The sequence below is a fragment of the Halofilum ochraceum genome (assembly GCF_001614315.2).
Classification (GTDB): Bacteria; Pseudomonadota; Gammaproteobacteria; order XJ16; family Halofilaceae; genus Halofilum; species Halofilum ochraceum.
Genome location: NZ_LVEG02000001.1, coordinates 289,023 through 307,669, shown reverse-complemented (window position 1 = coordinate 307,669; position 18,647 = coordinate 289,023). Strand labels below are relative to the sequence as shown.

General features: G+C 65.3%; 16 protein-coding genes. 6 read left to right on the top strand and 10 right to left on the bottom strand.

Annotated elements, in window-relative coordinates:
* Nucleotides 1-85: 85 nt before the first annotated feature.
* The 5 genes from pilB to zapD all read left to right on the top strand — a co-directional run bounded on the left by pilB (nucleotide 86) and on the right by zapD (nucleotide 5,403).
* A complete protein-coding gene (gene pilB, locus A0W70_RS01455) occupies nucleotides 86-1,807 on the top strand; it encodes a type IV-A pilus assembly ATPase PilB (protein WP_070987641.1) in 1,722 nt (573 codons plus the stop codon).
* 4 nt (nucleotides 1,808-1,811) lie between these two features.
* Nucleotides 1,812-3,035 (top strand): type II secretion system F family protein, encoded by a 1,224-nt coding sequence (locus tag A0W70_RS01450; RefSeq protein ID WP_070987639.1) that lies wholly within the window; start codon nucleotides 1,812-1,814, stop codon nucleotides 3,033-3,035.
* An 8-nt stretch (nucleotides 3,036-3,043) separates the two neighbouring features.
* Entirely contained in the window at nucleotides 3,044-3,919 is an 876-nt protein-coding gene (locus A0W70_RS01445) for a prepilin peptidase (protein ID WP_070987637.1), read from the top strand.
* Nucleotides 3,919-4,539 carry a dephospho-CoA kinase gene (gene coaE / locus A0W70_RS01440; RefSeq protein ID WP_070987635.1) on the top strand — a complete coding sequence of 207 codons (621 nt, stop codon included), beginning with the start codon at nucleotides 3,919-3,921 and terminating at the stop codon, nucleotides 4,537-4,539. The genes A0W70_RS01445 and coaE overlap by 1 nt, the downstream gene beginning before the upstream one ends.
* A gap of 93 nt (nucleotides 4,540-4,632) precedes the next feature.
* A complete protein-coding gene (zapD, locus tag A0W70_RS01435; RefSeq protein ID WP_175443032.1) occupies nucleotides 4,633-5,403 on the top strand; it encodes a cell division protein ZapD in 771 nt (256 codons plus the stop codon).
* 138 nt (nucleotides 5,404-5,541) lie between these two features.
* Here zapD and A0W70_RS01430 read toward each other — a convergent pair whose 3' ends face one another.
* The 4 genes from A0W70_RS01430 to A0W70_RS16910 form a co-directional block, all read right to left on the bottom strand.
* Nucleotides 5,542-6,525: a Nudix family hydrolase gene (locus A0W70_RS01430; RefSeq protein WP_070987631.1), complete on the bottom strand. Its 984-nt coding sequence runs from the start codon at nucleotides 6,523-6,525 to the stop codon at nucleotides 5,542-5,544.
* Nucleotides 6,526-6,536: 11 nt separating this feature from the next.
* The gene (argJ, locus tag A0W70_RS01425; RefSeq protein WP_070987630.1) at nucleotides 6,537-7,739 is read right to left on the bottom strand and encodes a bifunctional glutamate N-acetyltransferase/amino-acid acetyltransferase ArgJ; all 1,203 of its coding nucleotides are present in this window, start codon (nucleotides 7,737-7,739) and stop codon (nucleotides 6,537-6,539) included.
* 5 nt (nucleotides 7,740-7,744) lie between these two features.
* Complete coding sequence (secA, locus tag A0W70_RS01420; RefSeq protein WP_070988246.1) at nucleotides 7,745-10,510, bottom strand: preprotein translocase subunit SecA; 2,766 nt, start codon at nucleotides 10,508-10,510, stop codon at nucleotides 7,745-7,747.
* Between the two features lie 312 nt (nucleotides 10,511-10,822).
* Complete coding sequence (locus A0W70_RS16910) at nucleotides 10,823-11,749, bottom strand: M23 family metallopeptidase (protein ID WP_070987629.1); 927 nt, start codon at nucleotides 11,747-11,749, stop codon at nucleotides 10,823-10,825.
* 99 nt (nucleotides 11,750-11,848) lie between these two features.
* On the opposite strand from A0W70_RS16910, the gene A0W70_RS16905 reads away from it, so the two are divergent.
* Nucleotides 11,849-12,271 (top strand): DciA family protein, encoded by a 423-nt coding sequence (locus tag A0W70_RS16905; RefSeq protein WP_070987627.1) that lies wholly within the window; start codon nucleotides 11,849-11,851, stop codon nucleotides 12,269-12,271.
* Between the two features lie 44 nt (nucleotides 12,272-12,315).
* Here the strand turns inward: A0W70_RS16905 and lpxC are convergent, their stop codons facing one another.
* The 6 genes from lpxC to murB form a co-directional block, all read right to left on the bottom strand.
* Nucleotides 12,316-13,233 (bottom strand): UDP-3-O-acyl-N-acetylglucosamine deacetylase, encoded by a 918-nt coding sequence (lpxC, locus tag A0W70_RS01405; RefSeq protein WP_070987624.1) that lies wholly within the window; start codon nucleotides 13,231-13,233, stop codon nucleotides 12,316-12,318.
* Between the two features lie 187 nt (nucleotides 13,234-13,420).
* The gene (ftsZ, locus tag A0W70_RS01400; protein ID WP_070987622.1) at nucleotides 13,421-14,572 is read right to left on the bottom strand and encodes a cell division protein FtsZ; all 1,152 of its coding nucleotides are present in this window, start codon (nucleotides 14,570-14,572) and stop codon (nucleotides 13,421-13,423) included.
* Nucleotides 14,573-14,668: 96 nt separating this feature from the next.
* Complete coding sequence (ftsA, locus tag A0W70_RS01395; protein WP_070987620.1) at nucleotides 14,669-15,904, bottom strand: cell division protein FtsA; 1,236 nt, start codon at nucleotides 15,902-15,904, stop codon at nucleotides 14,669-14,671.
* Nucleotides 15,904-16,623, bottom strand: a complete 720-nt coding sequence (locus A0W70_RS01390) for a cell division protein FtsQ/DivIB (RefSeq protein WP_175443031.1) — start codon at nucleotides 16,621-16,623, stop codon at nucleotides 15,904-15,906. Before A0W70_RS01390 ends, ftsA begins: the two co-directional genes overlap by 1 nt.
* 32 nt (nucleotides 16,624-16,655) lie before the next feature.
* The gene (locus A0W70_RS01385) at nucleotides 16,656-17,594 is read right to left on the bottom strand and encodes a D-alanine--D-alanine ligase (protein ID WP_070987615.1); all 939 of its coding nucleotides are present in this window, start codon (nucleotides 17,592-17,594) and stop codon (nucleotides 16,656-16,658) included.
* Nucleotides 17,591-18,490 carry a UDP-N-acetylmuramate dehydrogenase gene (gene murB, locus A0W70_RS01380; protein ID WP_139150656.1) on the bottom strand — a complete coding sequence of 300 codons (900 nt, stop codon included), beginning with the start codon at nucleotides 18,488-18,490 and terminating at the stop codon, nucleotides 17,591-17,593. Before murB ends, A0W70_RS01385 begins: the two co-directional genes overlap by 4 nt.
* Between the last annotated feature and the right edge of the window lie 157 nt (nucleotides 18,491-18,647).

Here is an 18,647-nt window from a genome sequence, read left to right as displayed (position 1 = left end):
GTTACAGCCCGACCACCTGTGGACACGCGGCCACGGATATGGGTTAATCTTTGGCGTCCACCGTGCCCCAGAGTCTCGATCCCTGATGGCAACACCCAATCCAAAGCTGGCGCTCGGCGGCATTGTCCGCCGCCTCGTACACGATGGCATTCTGTCCGATGAGGATGCCCGTGCAGCCACTGAAGGCGCACAAAAAGAAAAACAGGCTGTCGTCCGCTACCTCGTTGGCAACAAGCAGGCGACCGGGCGGCAGGTGGCCACGGCCGCGATGCAGGAATTCGGTCTGCCACTCGTCGACCTAGACACGCTGGACCCGGAAGTCCAGCCGGTGAGTCTGGTTGAGCATAAACTGATCGAAAAACACCGGGCGGTCCCCCTCCACAAGCGTGGCAACCGGCTCTATCTGGGCATCGCCGACCCCACCAACATGGTCGCCCTGGACGAGTTCAAATTCGCGACCGGGCTCACGACCGAGCCGGTGCTCGTCGAGGACGACAAGCTCACCCGCCGGATCGACCAGATCCTGAGCGCGCAGGAGATGGGGTCCGGAGTCGAAGACCTCGACGAGGATCTCGAAAATCTGGACGTCGGCGGCGATGATGAGGATGCAGACGCCGGCGACGTCAGCCGCGCCGATGCCGACGACACCCCGGTCGTCCGTTATGTCAACAAGGTCCTACTGGATGCGATCAATCGGGGCGCTTCGGATATCCATATCGAACCCTACGAGAAGTACATGCGGGTCCGGTATCGGATCGACGGCGTCCTTCTGGAGATCGCGAAGCCCCCACTGGCGATGTCCCACCGATTGATTGCCCGGATCAAGGTGATGTCCCGGATGGATATCTCCGAGCGCCGGCTGCCCCAGGACGGCCGGATCAAGATGAAGATCTCGCGCCAGCGGGCCATCGACTTCCGCGTCAATACCTGCCCTACCCTTTTCGGTGAAAAGGTCGTTTTGCGGATCCTCGATCCGAGCAGTGCCCAGATGGGCATCGAGAAGCTCGGCTACGAAGAGGATCAGAAGCAACTCTACATGGATGCCCTGAGCAAACCATACGGAATGATCCTCGTGACCGGCCCCACTGGGTCGGGCAAGACCGTGTCACTGTATACGGGCCTGAATATTCTCAACACGGCCGATCGGAACATCTCGACAGCGGAAGATCCGGCCGAGATCAACCTCGCCGGAATCAACCAGGTCAACGTCAACAACAAGGTCGGACTGACCTTTGCCGAGGCGCTGCGCTCATTCCTGCGGCAGGATCCGGACGTGATCATGGTCGGCGAGGTTCGTGACCTCGAGACGGCGGAGATCGCGATCAAGGCCGCCCAGACCGGCCACATGGTGTTGTCGACACTGCACACCAATGATGCGCCACAGACCCTGTCCCGAATGATCAATATGGGCGTGCCGCCCTTCAATGTTGCCACTGCGGTATCCCTGATCATCGCCCAGCGTCTTGGGCGGCGGCTGTGCGAGCAATGCAAGGCGCTGGACGATATCCCGCGCGAGGCGCTGATTGAGGAAGGGTTCACGGAAGACGAGGTCGATGATCTGAAACTATACAAGGCCGTCGGCTGCAGCCAATGCAACGACACGGGCTATAAAGGGCGCGTGGGCATCTACCAGGTCATGCCGGTAACGGACGCGATTGGACGTATCATGATGGAAGGCGGAAACTCGCTGGATATCGCCGATCAGGCGGAGAAAGAGGGCGTCGCCGATCTGCGCACTTCCGCGCTGAAGAAAGTCCGTGCCGGCGTGATGAGTCTCGAGGAAGCCAACCGCATCACCGTGGACTGAGATCATGGCGGAAGCAGCGACCAGCAAGAAGACGATATTCGACTGGGAGGGCAAGGATGCCAAGGGGAATCGCGTCAAGGGCCAGATGGAGGGCCCAAACGCGGACTGGGTGAAGGCACAGATCCGGCGCAAGGGTACGACGCCGGTCAAGGTCCGGAAGCAGTCTAAGTCCCTGTTCTCGGGCGGCGGGAAAAAGATCAGGACCGAGGATATCGCGATCTTCGCCCGGCAGCTTGCGACCATGCTGAGTGCCGGCGTACCCCTCGTACAGGCTTTCGACATCGTGGGCAACGGTCATGAAAATCCTTCGATGCGTGACCTGATCCTCCGGATCAAGACCGATATCGAGGGTGGCAGCAACCTCAGTCAGGCCCTCGCCCAGCATCCAAATCACTTTGACGACCTTTTCGTAAACCTGGTTGCTGCCGGCGAACAATCAGGGACTCTTGAAACGCTTCTGGATAAAATCGCGACGTATAAAGAGAAATCGGAAGCGCTGAAAGCAAAAATCAAGAAAGCGATGTATTATCCCGCAGCCGTTCTTATTGTTGCATTTGTCGTGACGGCAATCTTGTTGATGTATGTCGTTCCGATGTTCGAGTCCCTGTTTTCGGGTATCGGTGGTGGCCTCCCGGCATTCACACAGTTCGTTGTCGATTTATCCGAAGCATTCCAGCAATACTGGTACATCATTTTCGGGTCAATCGCAGCCGTCATAATCGGATTCCTGCAGGCACACAAAAAATCACGGAAATTCCGTGATCGTATCGATGCATTGGTACTGAAGCTGCCTATTCTTGGTGACATTGCCAAAAAGGCGGCGATTGCGAGATTCGCGAGGACCCTGTCAACCATGTCGACCGCCGGCGTTCCTCTCGTGGAAGCAATGGAATCCGTCGCCGAGACCGTTGGCAATGCCGTATTCCGTCGTGGCGTCTATCAAATGCGGGATGAGGCGTCATCGGGCCAACAGCTCCAGGCGGCCATGGCCCAGACGAACCTGTTTCCGAACATGGTTGTGCAGATGACCGCAATCGGTGAGGAATCGGGATCGCTGGACGGTATGCTTGCGAAGGTCGCCGACTTCTATGAACAAGAAGTCGATAACGCCGTCGACAGCCTGACCAGCCTGATGGAACCGATTATCATGTCATTCCTGGGCATCGTGATCGGTGGCCTCGTAATCGCCATGTATCTCCCCATCTTCCAGATGGGCCAGGCGTTCTGACGCCGGAGATGCTGAATATCATCGGACCAGACTGGCTCATCGTGGTCGCCCTCGTCCTGTTCGGGCTGGTGGTCGGGAGCTTTTTGAACGTCGTGATCCGGCGCCTGCCCGTTATGCTCGAACGGCAGTGGCGCAGTGAGTGTCAGGCGCTGCTGGCGGAGGACGGTGGCGCTGGCGAGGCGATCGCCGCCGAAGAACGATTCGATCTCGTCACTCCCCGCTCGCGGTGCCCGGAATGCGCAACGCCGGTCCGAGCCGTGGACAACATCCCCGTGCTGAGCTGGCTGCTGCTTCGCGGTCGTTGCCGGGGATGTGGTAAACGCATCGGCGTCGAATATCCGATCGTCGAAATCGCGAGCGCCGTCCTCGCGGTGGTGGCAATCTGGCATTTCGGTACGGGCTGGATGGGGCTCTTTGCGATCGTCTTCAGCTGGGGGCTGCTGACCGCGGCGGTCATCGACCTGCACACGACCCTCCTCCCGGACGACCTGACGTTGCCACTCCTCTGGCTCGGTCTGGTCGGAGCGGCCCTTGGCGTGACCGGGGTGACCCCCGTGGATGCCATCATCGGCGCGGCGGTCGGTTATCTGATCCTCTGGGGTCTGTTCCATGCGTTTCGGCTCCTGACCGGCAAGGAAGGGATGGGCTACGGCGATTTCAAGCTGCTGGCCGCGCTCGGCGCGTGGACCGGGTGGCAGGGGCTGCCGGTGACGATCCTGCTCTCGTCGGTGGTCGGTGCAGCGGTCGGAATCGGTCTGATTGTCGCCCTCGGGCGCGACCGGAATATCCCCATACCGTTCGGACCGTACCTCGCCGCCGGCGGCTGGGTCGCCCTGTTCTGGGGCGATGAACTGACGCGTGCCTATCTCACATCGGTGGCCTGATGCTCCGGATCGGCCTGACCGGCGGAGCCGCATCGGGCAAGAGCCTGGTCGCCCGATATTTCGAGGCGTTGGGCGCGCGGGTCATCGATGCCGACGCCGTTTCGCGGGAGGTGGTTCGCCCCGGTACGGACGGTCTGGCCGAGGTCATAGAGGCATTCGGTGAAGGGATACTGGCGGCGGACGGCTCGCTCGACCGTCGGGCCCTGCGTGGACGGATTTTCGAGGATGATGCCGCCCGCCATCGGCTCGAATCGATTCTGCATCCACGGATCCGCGCATGGATGGCGAACGCCTCCGCATCCCTGGAGCAGCAGGGGCATCCGTACCTGCTCTGCGTCATTCCGCTGCTGATCGAAACGGACCAGGCGTCCGACTATGACCGGGTGGTGGTGGTGGATGCCCCCGCCGAGGTCCAGCGCGCCCGTCTTTGCCGGCGCGACGGGATGGACGCCGCCGCCGCGGATGCCATGCTCGCGGCACAGGCGGGCCGATGGCGACGCCTCGCGGCGGCGCACGACGTGGTGGCCAATGGCGACTCGGTCGCCCCGGAAACCGGGGTCGCCTGCCAAATGCTCGCCCTGGACCGGAAATTCCGCCTGCTATCCGGCATCCGGATTTGAATCACCCCCGCGCTTGCCGGAGAATCTGCGGCTCACGGTGGATCGACGAGCGCGGTCGCGACAGGCACCGGACAGACGAGGAGCATGAAACGCGTGGGTGACATACAGACATTCGAACAACCGCTGAACGAGCGTTTCCGCCTGATGCTGCGGCTCGAACAGCTGTTCGAGCGGATCGACGCCCACCTCGGGCACGACGACGTCTGGCAGACCCATGCCGCGCTGCAGGCCGTTCTTGAATTGCTCCAGACGGTGTCGCGCGGCGATTCCAAGCGCGAACTCATCAAGGAACTCGATCGTCAACGGGCGGCCCTGAACCGGTTCGACGATCTCCCGGCCGTGGATCGCGACCGCCTGACTACCCTCGTCGCCGAGCACGAACGCCTTGTGAACGCACTGCACGGGGGCACGGGCGCGCTCGGGGAAGAGCTGCGTGACAACGATCTGCTCGCACAGCTCCAGCAGCGGGCGACGGCCGGCGGCCGGCCCGGCATGCTGGAGCTGCCGTCCTATCAGGAGTGGCTGCAGCGGCCCTCGGCGGAGCGCCACGATGCGATCCGGTCGTGGCTTGAACCGATGGCGGCGGCCCGAGGTGCGATCGACCGCGGGCTGGCCATGGTGCGCGATGCGGGCGAATGGAACCGGGTGACCGCCGCGGGCGGCTTCTTCGAGCAGCCCCTGAAGCACTCCTCGCCCATCCAGCTCCTGCGCCTGAAGCTCGAAGCGCCCGGGCATTATTTCCCGGAGATCAGCGCCGGGCGGCAGCGCTTCACGATCCGTTTCTTCCACCAGGACAGCCCCGCTGCCCGGGCCGTGCAGCTCGATGAGGACATCGATTTCGATCTGGCCTGCTGCGGGTTGTAGCCGCTGCTCGACTGTGCGTATAAACGCCGTCGTAGGCCGGCTTTTGCCGAAGGCAACAGCCGGCATTCGAGACAGGGATGCAGCGATCACGGGGTACCGCCGGCCGGCTCCCTTCGGTCGCAGGCCGGCCTACGGTCATCAGACGGTTTCGGTTCCCGGCCAGAAACCGCGGATACCTGCCACTCCGATCGCCCCCGCATCCCGCGCTCGCACGAGATCGCTCACCTCCAGCCCCCCGAGTGCATACACCGGCAGCGTCGTCCGTGCCGCCAGCCTGGCGAGGCCGTTCCAGCCGAGGGTTGGCGCGCCGGGATGGGTGCCCGTTGGCAGGACCGGGCCGATGAGGGCCTGATCGGCCTCTATCCGCTCCGCGTTCGCGATTTCGGTCGCGTCGTGGCAGGCACAGCTGAGCAGGCGGTCGACCGCAACCGGACGGGATGATATCGACCGGTGTACAGCCGCGGGCAGATGCAGGCCGACCTCTTCCGGCAGGCCCTCGAGCAGTTCCGGGGTCCCGTTTACCATCAGCCTGATGCCGCGCGCGGTGCAGCGCTCGGCAGCCGCGAACACCAGATCCCGCCATGCCGACGACCCGCGATCGCGGCGGCGGATCTGAACCAGTCCGACGGACCAGGTTGCCATCGCTTGATCCAGTCCTGAAAGCAGTTCGTCGGCAGCCGACACGGCATCGATGTCGGGCGTAATCAGGCACAGTGCGGGACGATTCAGGGTAGCGAGTATCGGTCGATTGGCGGCGGGGAAGCGATCCGCCGTCAGTTGCGCGGGATCGGCCCAGTGGATCGCCTGCCCTTCCGCGCCGCCCGGCTCGCCGCGCCATGCGGTTACCAGGAAGGTTTCCAGTTCGACCCGACGATCGTGGTAGTCGTGGCGCACGCGGATCAGCGGCTCCGAGGCGGTCACTTCAATGCCGATCTCTTCCCGCAGTTCCCGGCGCAGCGCATCACGGGCCGACTCCCCCGGATCGCATTTGCCGCCGGGGAACTCGAGCCGTCCGCCCTGGTGCCGCCGTTCATGCCGCTCCGCCACGAGCACCTGACCATCGGAGCGCTGAACGACCCCTACGGCGACCCGCAGCACATCGGCGGCTACCGAGTCAGGCATGGCGCGTAACCTCAGGTACGGTAGTCGGCGTTGATCCGGACGTAGTCGCAGGACAGGTCGCTGGTCCACACGGTCTCGGCCGCCATCCCGCGCCCGAGACCGATACCGATCCGGATCTCATCGCCGCTCATGGCCGCGGCGGCCGCCGTTTCGTCGAAACGCACGGGCTCGCCGGAGGCGACCAGCGCGATATCGCCGAGGGTGACATCGACCCGGTGCACATCGAGATCGTCCACCGGTGCGCGACCCACGGCCGCCAGGATCCGTCCCCAGTTCGGGTCACCGCCGAACGCGGCGGTCTTCACCAGCGGTGAATGGGCGACGGTGAAAGCCACCGCTCGCGCCTCGGAGCGCGTCTCGGCGCCTGTGACGGCGACTTCAATCAGACGCGTGACACCCTCGGCATCACGCACGATCGCCCGCGCAAGAGCGCCACAGACGCTTGTAACGGCTTTCTGCAGTGCGCGCAGGTCCTCGCCACCTTCCGCGGCAATGCCGGACGCCCCCGTCGCGGTCAACGTGACAGCGTCGTTGGTGGATGTATCACCGTCGACGGTAATGCAGTGGAAGGACTCGTCGACGGCCGTCCGCAGCATGGAGTCGACCCGCTCATCCGAGTCGACGGCCGCATCGGTCGCCACGAAGGCCAGCATGGTCGCCATATCGGGGCGGATCATGCCCGAGCCCTTCGCCATGCCGGTGACGGTCACGGCGCCGCCGGCCAGCGTCACACGCACGCTGGCGGTCTTGCTCAGCGTATCGGTGGTCCGGATGGCATCGGCGGCCGCATCCCAGCCGGCGGACGAAAACGCGCCCGCGCACTCGTCGATACCGTGACACAGGCGATCGACCGGCAGCGGCTGACCGATGACCCCTGTGGAGAACGGCAGGACCGCCTCCGCCGTAACACCACAGGCGCTGGCGGCATGGCCGCAGCTCACGACCGCATCGCTATCGCCCGCCGTCCCGGTCCCGGCGTTGGCGCACCCGGAATTGATCAGGAGCACGCGCGGGGCCGCGGCCGCCATGTGGCGCTGCGCCACGTGAACCGGCGCGGCGCGGAAGGCATTCCGGGTGAACACCGCGGCCGTGCGGCTCCCCTCGACGAAGCGCACAAGCGCGACATCCGGGCGCCCGGACGCCTTGATGCCGGCGGTCGCCGCGGCCAGTTCCACACCGGCGACCGGGGCCGCCGCCATCTCCACGTCGGTCATCGGGCTCACTGCAGCTTGCCGTGGCAGTGCTTGTACTTACGCCCGGAACCGCACCAGCACGGCTCATTCCGGCCCATCTTGCGGCCATCCCGCACGTACGGTTCGGCGTTCTCATCCGTTTCCGCCTGCGCGTCGGCCGCCTCGGCACCGCCGGCCGCGGCCGCAGGCGCCGCCGCCTGCGCATTGCGCACCGCATCGCCGGCCTCGGCGTGGCGGTACTCGACCGACTCCTGCGGCGTGCGGTTGTCAGCCTCCACGGCTTCGGCGTCGGCCTCCGTACGCACCTGGACCCGGGCGATCATCTGGACCACCTGGGTTTTCACGCGGTCGAGCATCTCGGCGAACATCTCGAACGCCTCGCGCTTGAACTCCTGCTTCGGGTTCTTCTGGGCGTAGCCCCGCAGGCCGACGCTCTGGCGCAGGTAATCCATCGCCGCCAGATGCTCCTTCCAGTTGTTGTCGAGCACCTGCAGCATCACGGCTTTCTCGAAACGGCGCATCGCGCTCGCGCCCGCGAGCTCTTCCTTGGCCTGATGGTCCGCCTCGAAGCGCTCCATAATGCGCTCGCGCAGCGGTTCCTCGTGCAGATCTTCCTCCTCTTCCAGCCACTGGCGCAGCGGCAGATCCAGTCCGTACTCGCTGCTCAGCGCCTCTTCCAGTCCCTGGACGTCCCATTGCTCCTCGAGCGAGCCCGGCGGGATGTACTGGCTGATGAGGTCGCTGATGACGTCGTGACGGATCGAGCGCACCGTCTCACTGATATCGTCGGCCGCCAGCAGTTCGTCGCGCTGCTTGTAGACCTCCGTGCGCTGATCGTTGGCGACGTCGTCGTACTGCAGCAGTTGCTTTCGCATGTCGAAGTTGTGGCCCTCGACCTTGCGCTGGGCGTTCTCGATCGCGCGCGACACCCAGTTGTGCTCGATCGCCTCGCCTTCCTGCATGCCCAGGCGCTGCATCAGCGTCGACACGCGCTCGGAGGCGAAGATCCGCATCAGCGGGTCTTCCAGCGAGAGATAAAACCGGCTCGAACCGGGATCGCCCTGGCGCCCCGAGCGGCCGCGCAGCTGATTGTCGATGCGCCGCGATTCATGGCGCTCGGTGCCGACGATGTGCAGGCCTCCCGCCTCGATGACCGCGTCGTGCCGCTGCTGCCAGTCGGCACGCACGCGCTCACGCTCTTCCTCGGAGGCATCCTCGCCCAGTGCGGCGAGTTCGCTGTCCAAGTTGCCGCCGAGCACGATGTCGGTACCCCGGCCGGCCATGTTGGTCGCGATCGTCACTTTTCCGGGCCGACCGGCGTTCGCGATGATTTCGGCCTCGCGTTCGTGCTGCTTCGCGTTCAGCACGTCATGCGGGATGTCGCGTTCTTTCAGTGTTGCCGAGAGGCGCTCGGAGCTGTCGATCGACGTAGTGCCGACCAGCACGGGCTGACCGCGCTCCACGCAGTCGGCGATATCCTCGACGACCGCGTCGTATTTGTCGGACTCCGTGAGGAACACCAGATCGGGCCGATCCTCGCGGATCATCGGCCGGTGCGTGGGGACCTGGACGACCTCGAGGCCATAGATCTCGTGGAACTCGGCGGCTTCCGTGTCCGCCGTGCCGGTCATGCCGGCCAGCTTGTCGTACAGGCGGAAGAAATTCTGGAACGTGATCGACGCCAGCGTCTGGTTCTCGTTGCGGACCTCGACCCCTTCCTTGGCCTCGATCGCCTGATGGGTCCCGTCCGACCAGCGGCGTCCCGGCATGGAGCGCCCGGTGAACTGGTCAATGATGACGATCTCACCGTTGCGGACGATGTAGTCGACATCCTTCTGGTACAGCGTGCAGGCGCGCAGCGCGGCGGTGAAATGGTGCACGAGCGCGATATTCGAGGCGTCATACAGCGTCGCGCCCTCCGCCAGCAGCCCCTCGTCGACGAGCATGCGCTCGACGCGCTCATGCCCCGCCTCGGTCAGATGGGCCTGCTTGCTCTTCTCGTCCAGCGAGTAATCGCCCGCATCCTCGGGATCCTCCGGGTCTTCCTGCTGCGTGAGCTGGCGGACCAGCGGGATCATGCGACGATACAGATCGGAGTTCGAGTCGGTCGGCCCCGAGATCACCAGCGGCGTCCGCGCCTCGTCGATCAGGATCGAGTCGACCTCGTCGACGATCGCGTAATGCAGATCCCGCTGGACCTTCTGATCCAGCGAGAACGCCATGTTGTCGCGCAGATAATCGAACCCGAGCTCATTGTTGGTGCCGTAGGTGACATCGGCCGCGTAGGCCTCGCGGCGCTCCTCGGTCGAGAGCCCGTTGACGATCACACCGACCGACAGCCCGAGGAACCGATAGATCCGACCCATCCACTCGGCGTCTCGCCGCGCCAGATAGTCGTTGACCGTGACGACGTGGACGCCACGACCGGTCAGCGCATTGAGGTAGACCGGCAGGGTCGCGACCAGCGTCTTGCCCTCGCCGGTCTTCATTTCGGCGATACGCCCGTCGTGCAGCACCATCGCGCCCATCAACTGGACGTCGAACGGTCGCAGACCGAGTGTGCGCTCGCTGGCCTCCTGGACGACCGCGAAGGCCTCCGGCAAAAGGTCGTCTAGGGACTCGCCGGCATCGAGCCTTTCGCGGAAACGCGCCGTCTGCGCCGCCAGTTCCGTGTCATCAAGCGCGGCGATGCGTTCGGTGTGGCGGTGGACATCGCCGATCTGGCGCCGCAACTGCTTGAGGACACGGTCGTTGCGGGTGCCAAAGACCTTGCGGGTAAGTGAGGCGAGCATGAGCGGTTCCTGCAGAGCGAGCATGGCCGCCCCGTACACACACGCGGCGGGATGGCGATTCGGGTCGTCGAAGCGGGCGCGCGGCGTCTATGGGGCTCCCCGGCAGGCCTGCCCGGCCGGGGCGTCTTGTATCGACCCCTCGGGCGGGCCGATCAGGCCATCCCAGAGGGTATCGACGCCAGCGCCACAAGCGCTCCTGGTCGATGGTTCGCGACTCGAAACGGACCCCGACCGGACGGCCGCGGGACGGATCAACGCGCTATGGTAAATGCAGCGCGGGAGGATTCCAACTGCGGCGCGGAGCGCCGTATTTCAGCGCTCGGCCTGGACGTACTTCCAGGGATTGACGGACTCCCCGTTCTTGAGCACTTCGAGGTGGACATGCGGGCCGGTCGAGCGACCGGTCGAGCCCATTTCCGCCAACTGATCACCGCGGCGCACCACTTCGCCTTCGTCGACCAGGATATCGGCGTTATGACCGTAACGGGTCACATAACCGTCACTATGGGTGATCTCGACCAGATTGCCGTAGCCCCAGCGCTCTCCGGCGTACGTCACGACACCGGCGCCGACCGCATTGACCGGCGAGCCTTCCCGGCCGGCGAAATCGACACCACCATGCCACGCGCGCTCACCGCTGAACGGGTCCTCACGGTAACCGTACGCCGAGGACATCCAGCCTTCCACAATCGGCTCGCCCGCCGGCATCGAGGCCGCATCGAGGCGGCGTTCCGCGAGCACATCGTCCAGCACCGAGAGCTGCCGTTCGCGATCCTCAAGCACCTCGGCGAGCGACGCCACCTCGTCTTCGAGCTCAGCCGCGTCGAGCCCTCGACCCGTGACAGTCTCTGGCCCGCCCATACCCGGTGTACTGCCGAAATCGAATTCGTCCGCGTCGATATTCGACACGTCGACCAGTTTCCGGCCAAGTGCATCCAGGCGGGTAACGTGGCTCTTGAGGTGAGCCAGGCGCCGTGTCATCGCGTTCACCTCGGAGGACGCCTGTTCACGCACCGCCGCGAGTTCATCCTGTTGTCGCGCAAGGCGCGCCTGCCACGCGGCCGGCACGTCGGCACCAGCGGTGCCCGTGCGCTGCCCGACGAAGAAACCGGCGGTGCCGACCACACCCAGCAGCAAGGCGGCAACGGTACCGAGCGCAATGAAGTGCCCGGGCGCGTGCAGCGAACGCCGCACCGAATTGCCCCTGCCATCATGGCGAATGAGTATCAGGTTGAACATCGTTTCACTCCCCCGACCGCCTCGAACGGCACCCGACAGTGTCGGTATATGGCCCGCGGATCGTGTATCCTCTGTTCATTCCGATGCGCGGCCCCATCAATGAAGAGCATCCGCGGCACCATCCCCGCACACATCCGTCAGCAGGTCACGCATCTGCGGGTCCTGGAGGATGCACTTCGGGACTGCCTCCCGGCGGAGTACTGCAACCACTGCCGGGTAGCGGGTATCTACGGCGAAACGCTTCTCCTCGTGGCCGATTCCCCGGCCTGGCGTTCGCGCCTGCATTTTTATACGGACCGGATTGTCAGCCATTTCAGTCACCTGGGCAAATCACCGGTCCATCATGTTCGGATTCGGGTAACCGCCGGGACGGGCATCCAACCCCCCGCGCCGCGCCGTGATCCGCCGCTGCGCCTGCCGGCGGAAGCGGCTCGCGGCTTCGCTTCGCTGGCCCGCGATACCGATGACCGCGATCTGCGCAGAGCACTCGAACGTCTGGCCTCGCGCGCCGGCCGGTCCTGATCCCGCCGCCGCAGCGACCGGAAAACCGGCGCCCGTCGCCCGGTTTACGAGAGAACTTCCGCGGTCTCGGCGTACGAAATCGGAGCCGTGGCGGCATCTTCGTAGGTCACTGCCTCCCACGCGGATTCATCCGACAACAGCTGCCGCAGGAGCTGATTATTGAGCGCGTGCCCCGACTTGTAGCCCTCGAATGCCCCGATCAGGCTGTGCCCGAGCAGGTAGAGGTCGCCGATCACGTCAAGAATCTTGTGTTTGACGAATTCGTCTTCGTACCGAAGGCCGTCTTCATTCAGGACCCGGTAGTCGTCGACCACGATCGCATTATCGAGGCTGCCCCCGAGCGCCAGATTGCGCGCGCGCATCGCCTCGATATCCTTCATGAAACCGAACGTTCGGGCACGGCTGATCTCCTTCACGAACGAGGTCGTCGAGAAATCGATCGCCGCACTCTGGCTGGAGCCGTTGAACAGGGGATGGTCGAATTCCACGGTGAAGTCGACCTTGAAGCCATTGTACGGTGAGAAACGGGCGTACTTGCCGTCCTCGCCATCCACCTGCACCGGCTTACGGATGCGGATGAATTTCTTGGCCGCCTTCTGCTCGACGATGCCCGCCGACTGGATCAGGAAGACGAACGGGCCGGCGCTGCCATCCATGATCGGCACTTCCGGGGCACTCAGGTCGACGTAGGCATTGTCGATGCCCAGCCCGGCCATGGCCGACAGCAGGTGCTCCACCGTGGAGACGCGGACGCCATCGACCAGCAGGGTCGTATTGAGGACGGTTTCGCCGACGTTGTACGGGTCGGCCGGGATGATCCGCGGTTCGTCGAAATCCACGCGCCGGAACACGATACCGGTGTCGACCGCGGCGGGGCGCAGGGTCAGATAGACCTTGTCGCCTGTGTGCAGGCCCACGCCGGTGGCGCGGATGACGTTTTTCAGTGTTCGCTGGCGGATCACTCGACCGCTACTCCCTCGCTTGTTCCGCAACCGGACAATATATGCCGGCCATTGTCAAACGACGCATTATAGAACAGTCATTCGGGATTCACAGCCCGAAAAACTCCCGATCGTCGCGGACGACGTTATCATCCTGTCATGGACAGGGCCGTGAACCGGTTCACACCGCCGCCGGAAACCCGCGCCGTCAGTCGGCCTGACGGCGCAGGAATGCCGGGATATCCAGGTACTCGATATCCTCTTCGCGGCCACCGCTGCTGAGGCCGTCGCCGGCCGCTTTTCGGGCGGTCCGCATCACGGTTGGACGGTCCATTTCGCCGTAATCCACCTGGCCATCGGCCGTGCGGGCGACCGCACGCGGGCGCTGCGCCTGCTGCTGCTGAGGCTGTCCCAGCCCGGTCGCGACCACGGTCACACGGAGCTCGTCCTCGAGTTCCGGATCGATCACGGTGCCGACGACCACCTGGGCATCCTCCGAGGAGAACTGGCGGATGGTCGTACCGACCTCTTCGAACTCGCCGATCGCCATGTTCATGCCCGCGGAGACGTTGACCAGGATACCGCGCGCCCCCGAGAGGTGGACGTCCTCGAGCAGCGGGCTGTTGATCGCGGCCTCGGCGGCCTCGCGGGCCCGCTCCTCGCCGGTACCGACACCGGAGCCCATCATCGCCATACCCATCTCGGACATCACGGTCTTCACGTCCGCGAAGTCGACGTTGATCAGGCCCGGACGGGTGATCAACTCGGCGATCCCCTGCACTGCGCCCTGGAGGACATCATTGGCCGACTTGAACGCGTCGAGCAGGGACGTATTCTTGCCGAGCACGGTCAGGAGCTTCTCGTTCGGGATCGTGATCAGCGAATCCACGTGCTCCTGCAGTTCCGCGATGCCGTCAGTGGCGGTTTTCATCCGCTTCTTGCCCTCAAACGGGAACGGCTTGGTCACCACCGCGACCGTGAGAATCCCCATCTCGCGGGCGAGCTGGGCGACCACCGGTGCGGCTCCGGTGCCAGTCCCACCCCCCATACCGGCGGTGAGGAACAGCATATCGGTGCCCTCGATCAACTCCTGGATCCGCTCGCGGTCCTCGAGCGCGGCCTGCCGCCCGATATCCGGGTTGGCGCCGGCACCGAGGCCCTTGGTCATATTCGCCCCGAGCTGGAGCGTCGTCTTGGACTGGACGTTATTCAGTGCCTGTGCGTCGGTATTCGCACAGATGAAATCCACGCCCTCGATACCGGATCGGACCATGTGATCAACGGCATTACCGCCGCCACCACCGATGCCGATCAGCTTGATTGTCGCCTGCTGATTGTATGAATCCATCAACTCGAACATTGCCGTCTCCTCGCGTGGCTTCTCGCCACTGCTGAACTGCGGTATTCCCCGTTTTCTGCCTCTCGCCACATCGCCCCGTGCGGCCCACCCACCTGATCAGAACTGCCCGTTGAACCAGGCCTTCATCCGGGCCCAGAGTCCCTGCCCGCCGTCATCCGACGACAGCCTCGCGCCGCCGCCGGCCTGGTGTTCCCGTCCAAACAGAAGCAACCCGACACCCGTCGAATGGATCGGATTGCGGACCACGTCGGCGAGACCCGAGATGCCTTTCGGCATCCCGATCCGCACCGGCATGTGAAAAACCTCTTCGGCCAGTTCGCCGACGCCCTCCATCTTGGCGCTGCCGCCGGTCAGGACCACGCCGGCCGCCACCATGTCCTCGAAGCCCGTGCGGCGGAGCTCCGCCTGGACGAGCCCGAGCAGTTCCTCGTAGCGGGGCTCGACCACCTCGGCGAGCGTCTGCCGCGCGAGCCGCCGCGAGGGTCGATCGCCCACGCCCGGCACCTCGATGGTCTCCTCGGCATTGGTCAGCGTGCGCAGTGCGCAGGCGTACTTGACCTTGATCTCCTCGGCGTTCTGGGTCGGTGTCCGCAGGGCCACGGCGATGTCGTTGGTCACCTGGTCACCGGCGATCGGGATCACCGCGGTGTGGCGGATGGAGCCCTCGGTGAACACCGCGATATCCGTCGTACCGCCGCCGATGTCGACCAGGCATACGCCCAGTTCCTTCTCGTCCTCGGTCAGCACCGCGTAGCTCGAGGCGAGCTGCTCGAGGATGATGTCGTCGACATCGAGTCCGCAGCGGCGCACGCACTTGATGATGTTCTGCGCCGCCGACACCGCGCCGGTCACGAGATGCACCTTCGCCTCCAGGCGCACCCCCGACATGCCGATCGGCTCCTTGATGCCCTCCTGGTCATCGATGATGAATTCCTGTGGCAGCACATGGAGGATCCGCTGGTCCGCGGGGATCGCCACCGCCTTGGCCGCATCGATGACCCGCTCGACCTCACCCGGGCCGACCTCGCGCTCCTTGATCGCGACGATTCCGTGGGAGTTGAGGCTCTTCACGTGGCTGCCGGCGATACCGGCATAGACCGCCTGGATCTGGCAGCCGGCCATCAGCTCGGCCTCCTCGATCGCACGCTGGATGGACTGGACCGTGGACTCGATATTCACCACCACGCCCTTCTTGAGACCGCGCGAAGGATGCGAGCCGATACCGATGATCTCGATGTCCCCATCAGGCCCCAGTTCGCCCACGATGGACACGACCTTGGACGTACCGATGTCCAGGCCCACGATCATCCGACGGTCGGATTTCTTCGACATCAAGCCTCCCCTCCAGGCGCTTGCGGTTTCTCGCCGTCACGCCATGCGACGGCGAATCCATTCGTGTAACGCAGATCGATCGCGTCGATTCGTGCGGCGCGCGGTTCCAGCACGCCAGACCAGACGGCCCGGAAACGCCCGAGCCGTTCCGCGACCCGATCCCGCCCGAGCCGCAGGACGATTCCGTTTTCGAGCGTCAGGCGCCAGGCGCGCCGGGCATCCTGCTCAAGCGCCGCGACGTCCAGGTCGAGCGGCGCGAGGCGCTGTTCAAACGCGCGCAGGCGCTCGAGCATGGCGCCGCCCTGCCCGCTCGGCCCCGAAAGCCGTGCCAGACCATCTTCGCTGAAGGTCGCGGGCCGGAATACCGTGCCCTCATCGCTTACCAGCGCATCCCCGTTCCAGACAGCGACCGGTTCATGCTCACGCACTTCGACACGCAGGGTGTCCGGCCAGACGCGCCGCAGCGATGCCTCGCGCACCCAGGGCAATTCCACGAGGTCACGCCGCAGCGCCGTCAGATCCATGGCGGCGAAACCGGCCTCGGCGTGGCGCGCCATGATCGATTTCATGCTCTCGCGGTCGGTATGGCGGACCGGTCCGTCGATCCGCACGACCTCGATCGGCCAGTCGACCGAGCGCGCCCACGAAATCAGGCCTCCGGCCAGAATCGCCAGCGCCAACACGCCGATCAGTGTTTTCCAGGTGCCCGGATGCGCCATGGGCATAATCTCCAGTGGCAGAGTCGCCGCCATCACTCGGCCGCCTCCCGCGGCAGCGTCTGCTCGAGAATCCACACCACGAGCTCATCGAAGCCGATCCCCGCGTGCGCGGCGGCCATTGGCACCAGGCTGTGATCCGTCATCCCGGGCGCCGTGTTGGCCTCGATCAGCCAGGGTTCGCCGACCGCGTCGATCATCAGATCGACCCGGCCCCAGCCGGCGCCGCCCAGCGCGCGGAAGGCCGCGAGCGACAGTTCCTGACAGCGCTTTTCCAGCGTCGCCGACAGACCGCTCGGCAGGTGATACCGCGTCGAATCCGCCTCGTACTTCGCCTCGTAGTCATAAAACGTCCGCGGCGTCTCCAGCCGGATCGCCGGAAGCGCCCGATCGCCGACCAGGGCGACGGTGACCTCCGGGCCGTCGATGAAGCGCTCGGCGATGGCCGGGCCGAACGCCGTCGCCGCCCGCCACGCCCCCTCGATCTGATCGCGCGCGGTAACCTTCGTCATGCCGATACTCGAGCCTTCCAGCGTCGGCTTGACCATCAGCGGCAGTCCGATCGTGTCGACACAGGCCTCGGCGTCGGCGAGCGTATCCAGCGTGCGCCACAGGGGCGTCGGGAAACCCGCGCCGGCCCAGAAGCGTTTGGTCCCGAGCTTGTCCATGGCCAGCGCCGACCCGAGCACGCCACTGCCGGTGTACGGCAGCCCGAGGATTTCGAGGCCGCCCTGGATCTGCCCGTCCTCACCGCCGCGGCCATGCAGGATCAGGAAGACCCGGTCGAATCCGCCGTCCGCCAGCACCCGCAGGATGTCGCGATCGGCATCGATCCCGACCGCGTCCACACCGGCGCGCTGCAGACCGGCGAGGACCTCGCCGCCGCTGCGGAGCGAGACCTCGCGTTCCGCCGACCAGCCGCCATAGACCACGGCCACGCGGCCGAAGCGCGTCGGATCGCCGATGCCGCTCATGCCGGTTCTCCCACGATCTCGACTTCCCGCTGCAGACGGATACCGAAGCGGCGCTCCACCTGCGCCTGAATCCGTTCGATCAAGGTCTCGATGTCCGCGGCCCGGGCGTCGCCGCGATTGAGGATGAAATTCGCGTGTTTCTCCGACACCGCGGCACCGCCGATGCTGGTGCCCTTCAGGCCGGCGGCTTCGATCAGGCGCGCCGCGTGATCGCCGGGCGGATTACGGAACACCGACCCGCAGTTCTTCGTGCCGGTCGGCTGGCGCAGGCCGCGTTCTTCCAGCAGGCGCCGGATACGCTCGCGCGCCGCGCCGCCATCGCCTTCCTCGAACACGAACCGGACGCCCGTGAACCACTCATCGGCCGGTCCTTCAACCGTGCGGTAACCGATCCGGTAATCCTCGGTCGGGCGCTCGCGCTGCACGCCGTGGCGGTCGACGGTCTGGACCACCTCGACATGCGGCCAGGTCTCTCCACCCCATGCGCCGGCATTCATCGCCAGCGCGCCGCCGATCGTGCCCGGGATCCCCGCGAGGAACTCGGCACCGACCAGGTCGTTGCGCGTGCAGAACCGTGCCGCCTTGGCACAGGCCACGCCGGCGCCCGCGTACACCCGGCCACGCCCCAGCGCTTCCAGCCCACCGAGGGCCTGCCGCGTCGAGATCACCGTCCCGCGGATACCGCCATCACGGATCAGGAGATTGCTCCCGAGCCCGAGCCAGAACACGGGCTCCGACACGGGCAGCCCCGCGAGCGCAGCGGCCAGATCGTCGACATCCGCGGGCACATACAGGCGATCAGCCGGACCGCCGATCTGCCAGGACGTATACCGCGCCAGCGGCTCGTTCTCGCGCCACTCGCCCCGCAGCACCGTTGTGTGCTCGGCCGCGCTCATGAGGGCACTCCTTTTGAGAACCACGACCAATTCGCCGGGAGCGAATTGGAGCGCACGCCACGAAGTGGCGAGGCGCAGGGAAGCGCCGAGCAATGAACACGAATGAACACGAATGATGAAAAAGGCGAATTCACTGGCCGCGGTCCAGAAACGTCGC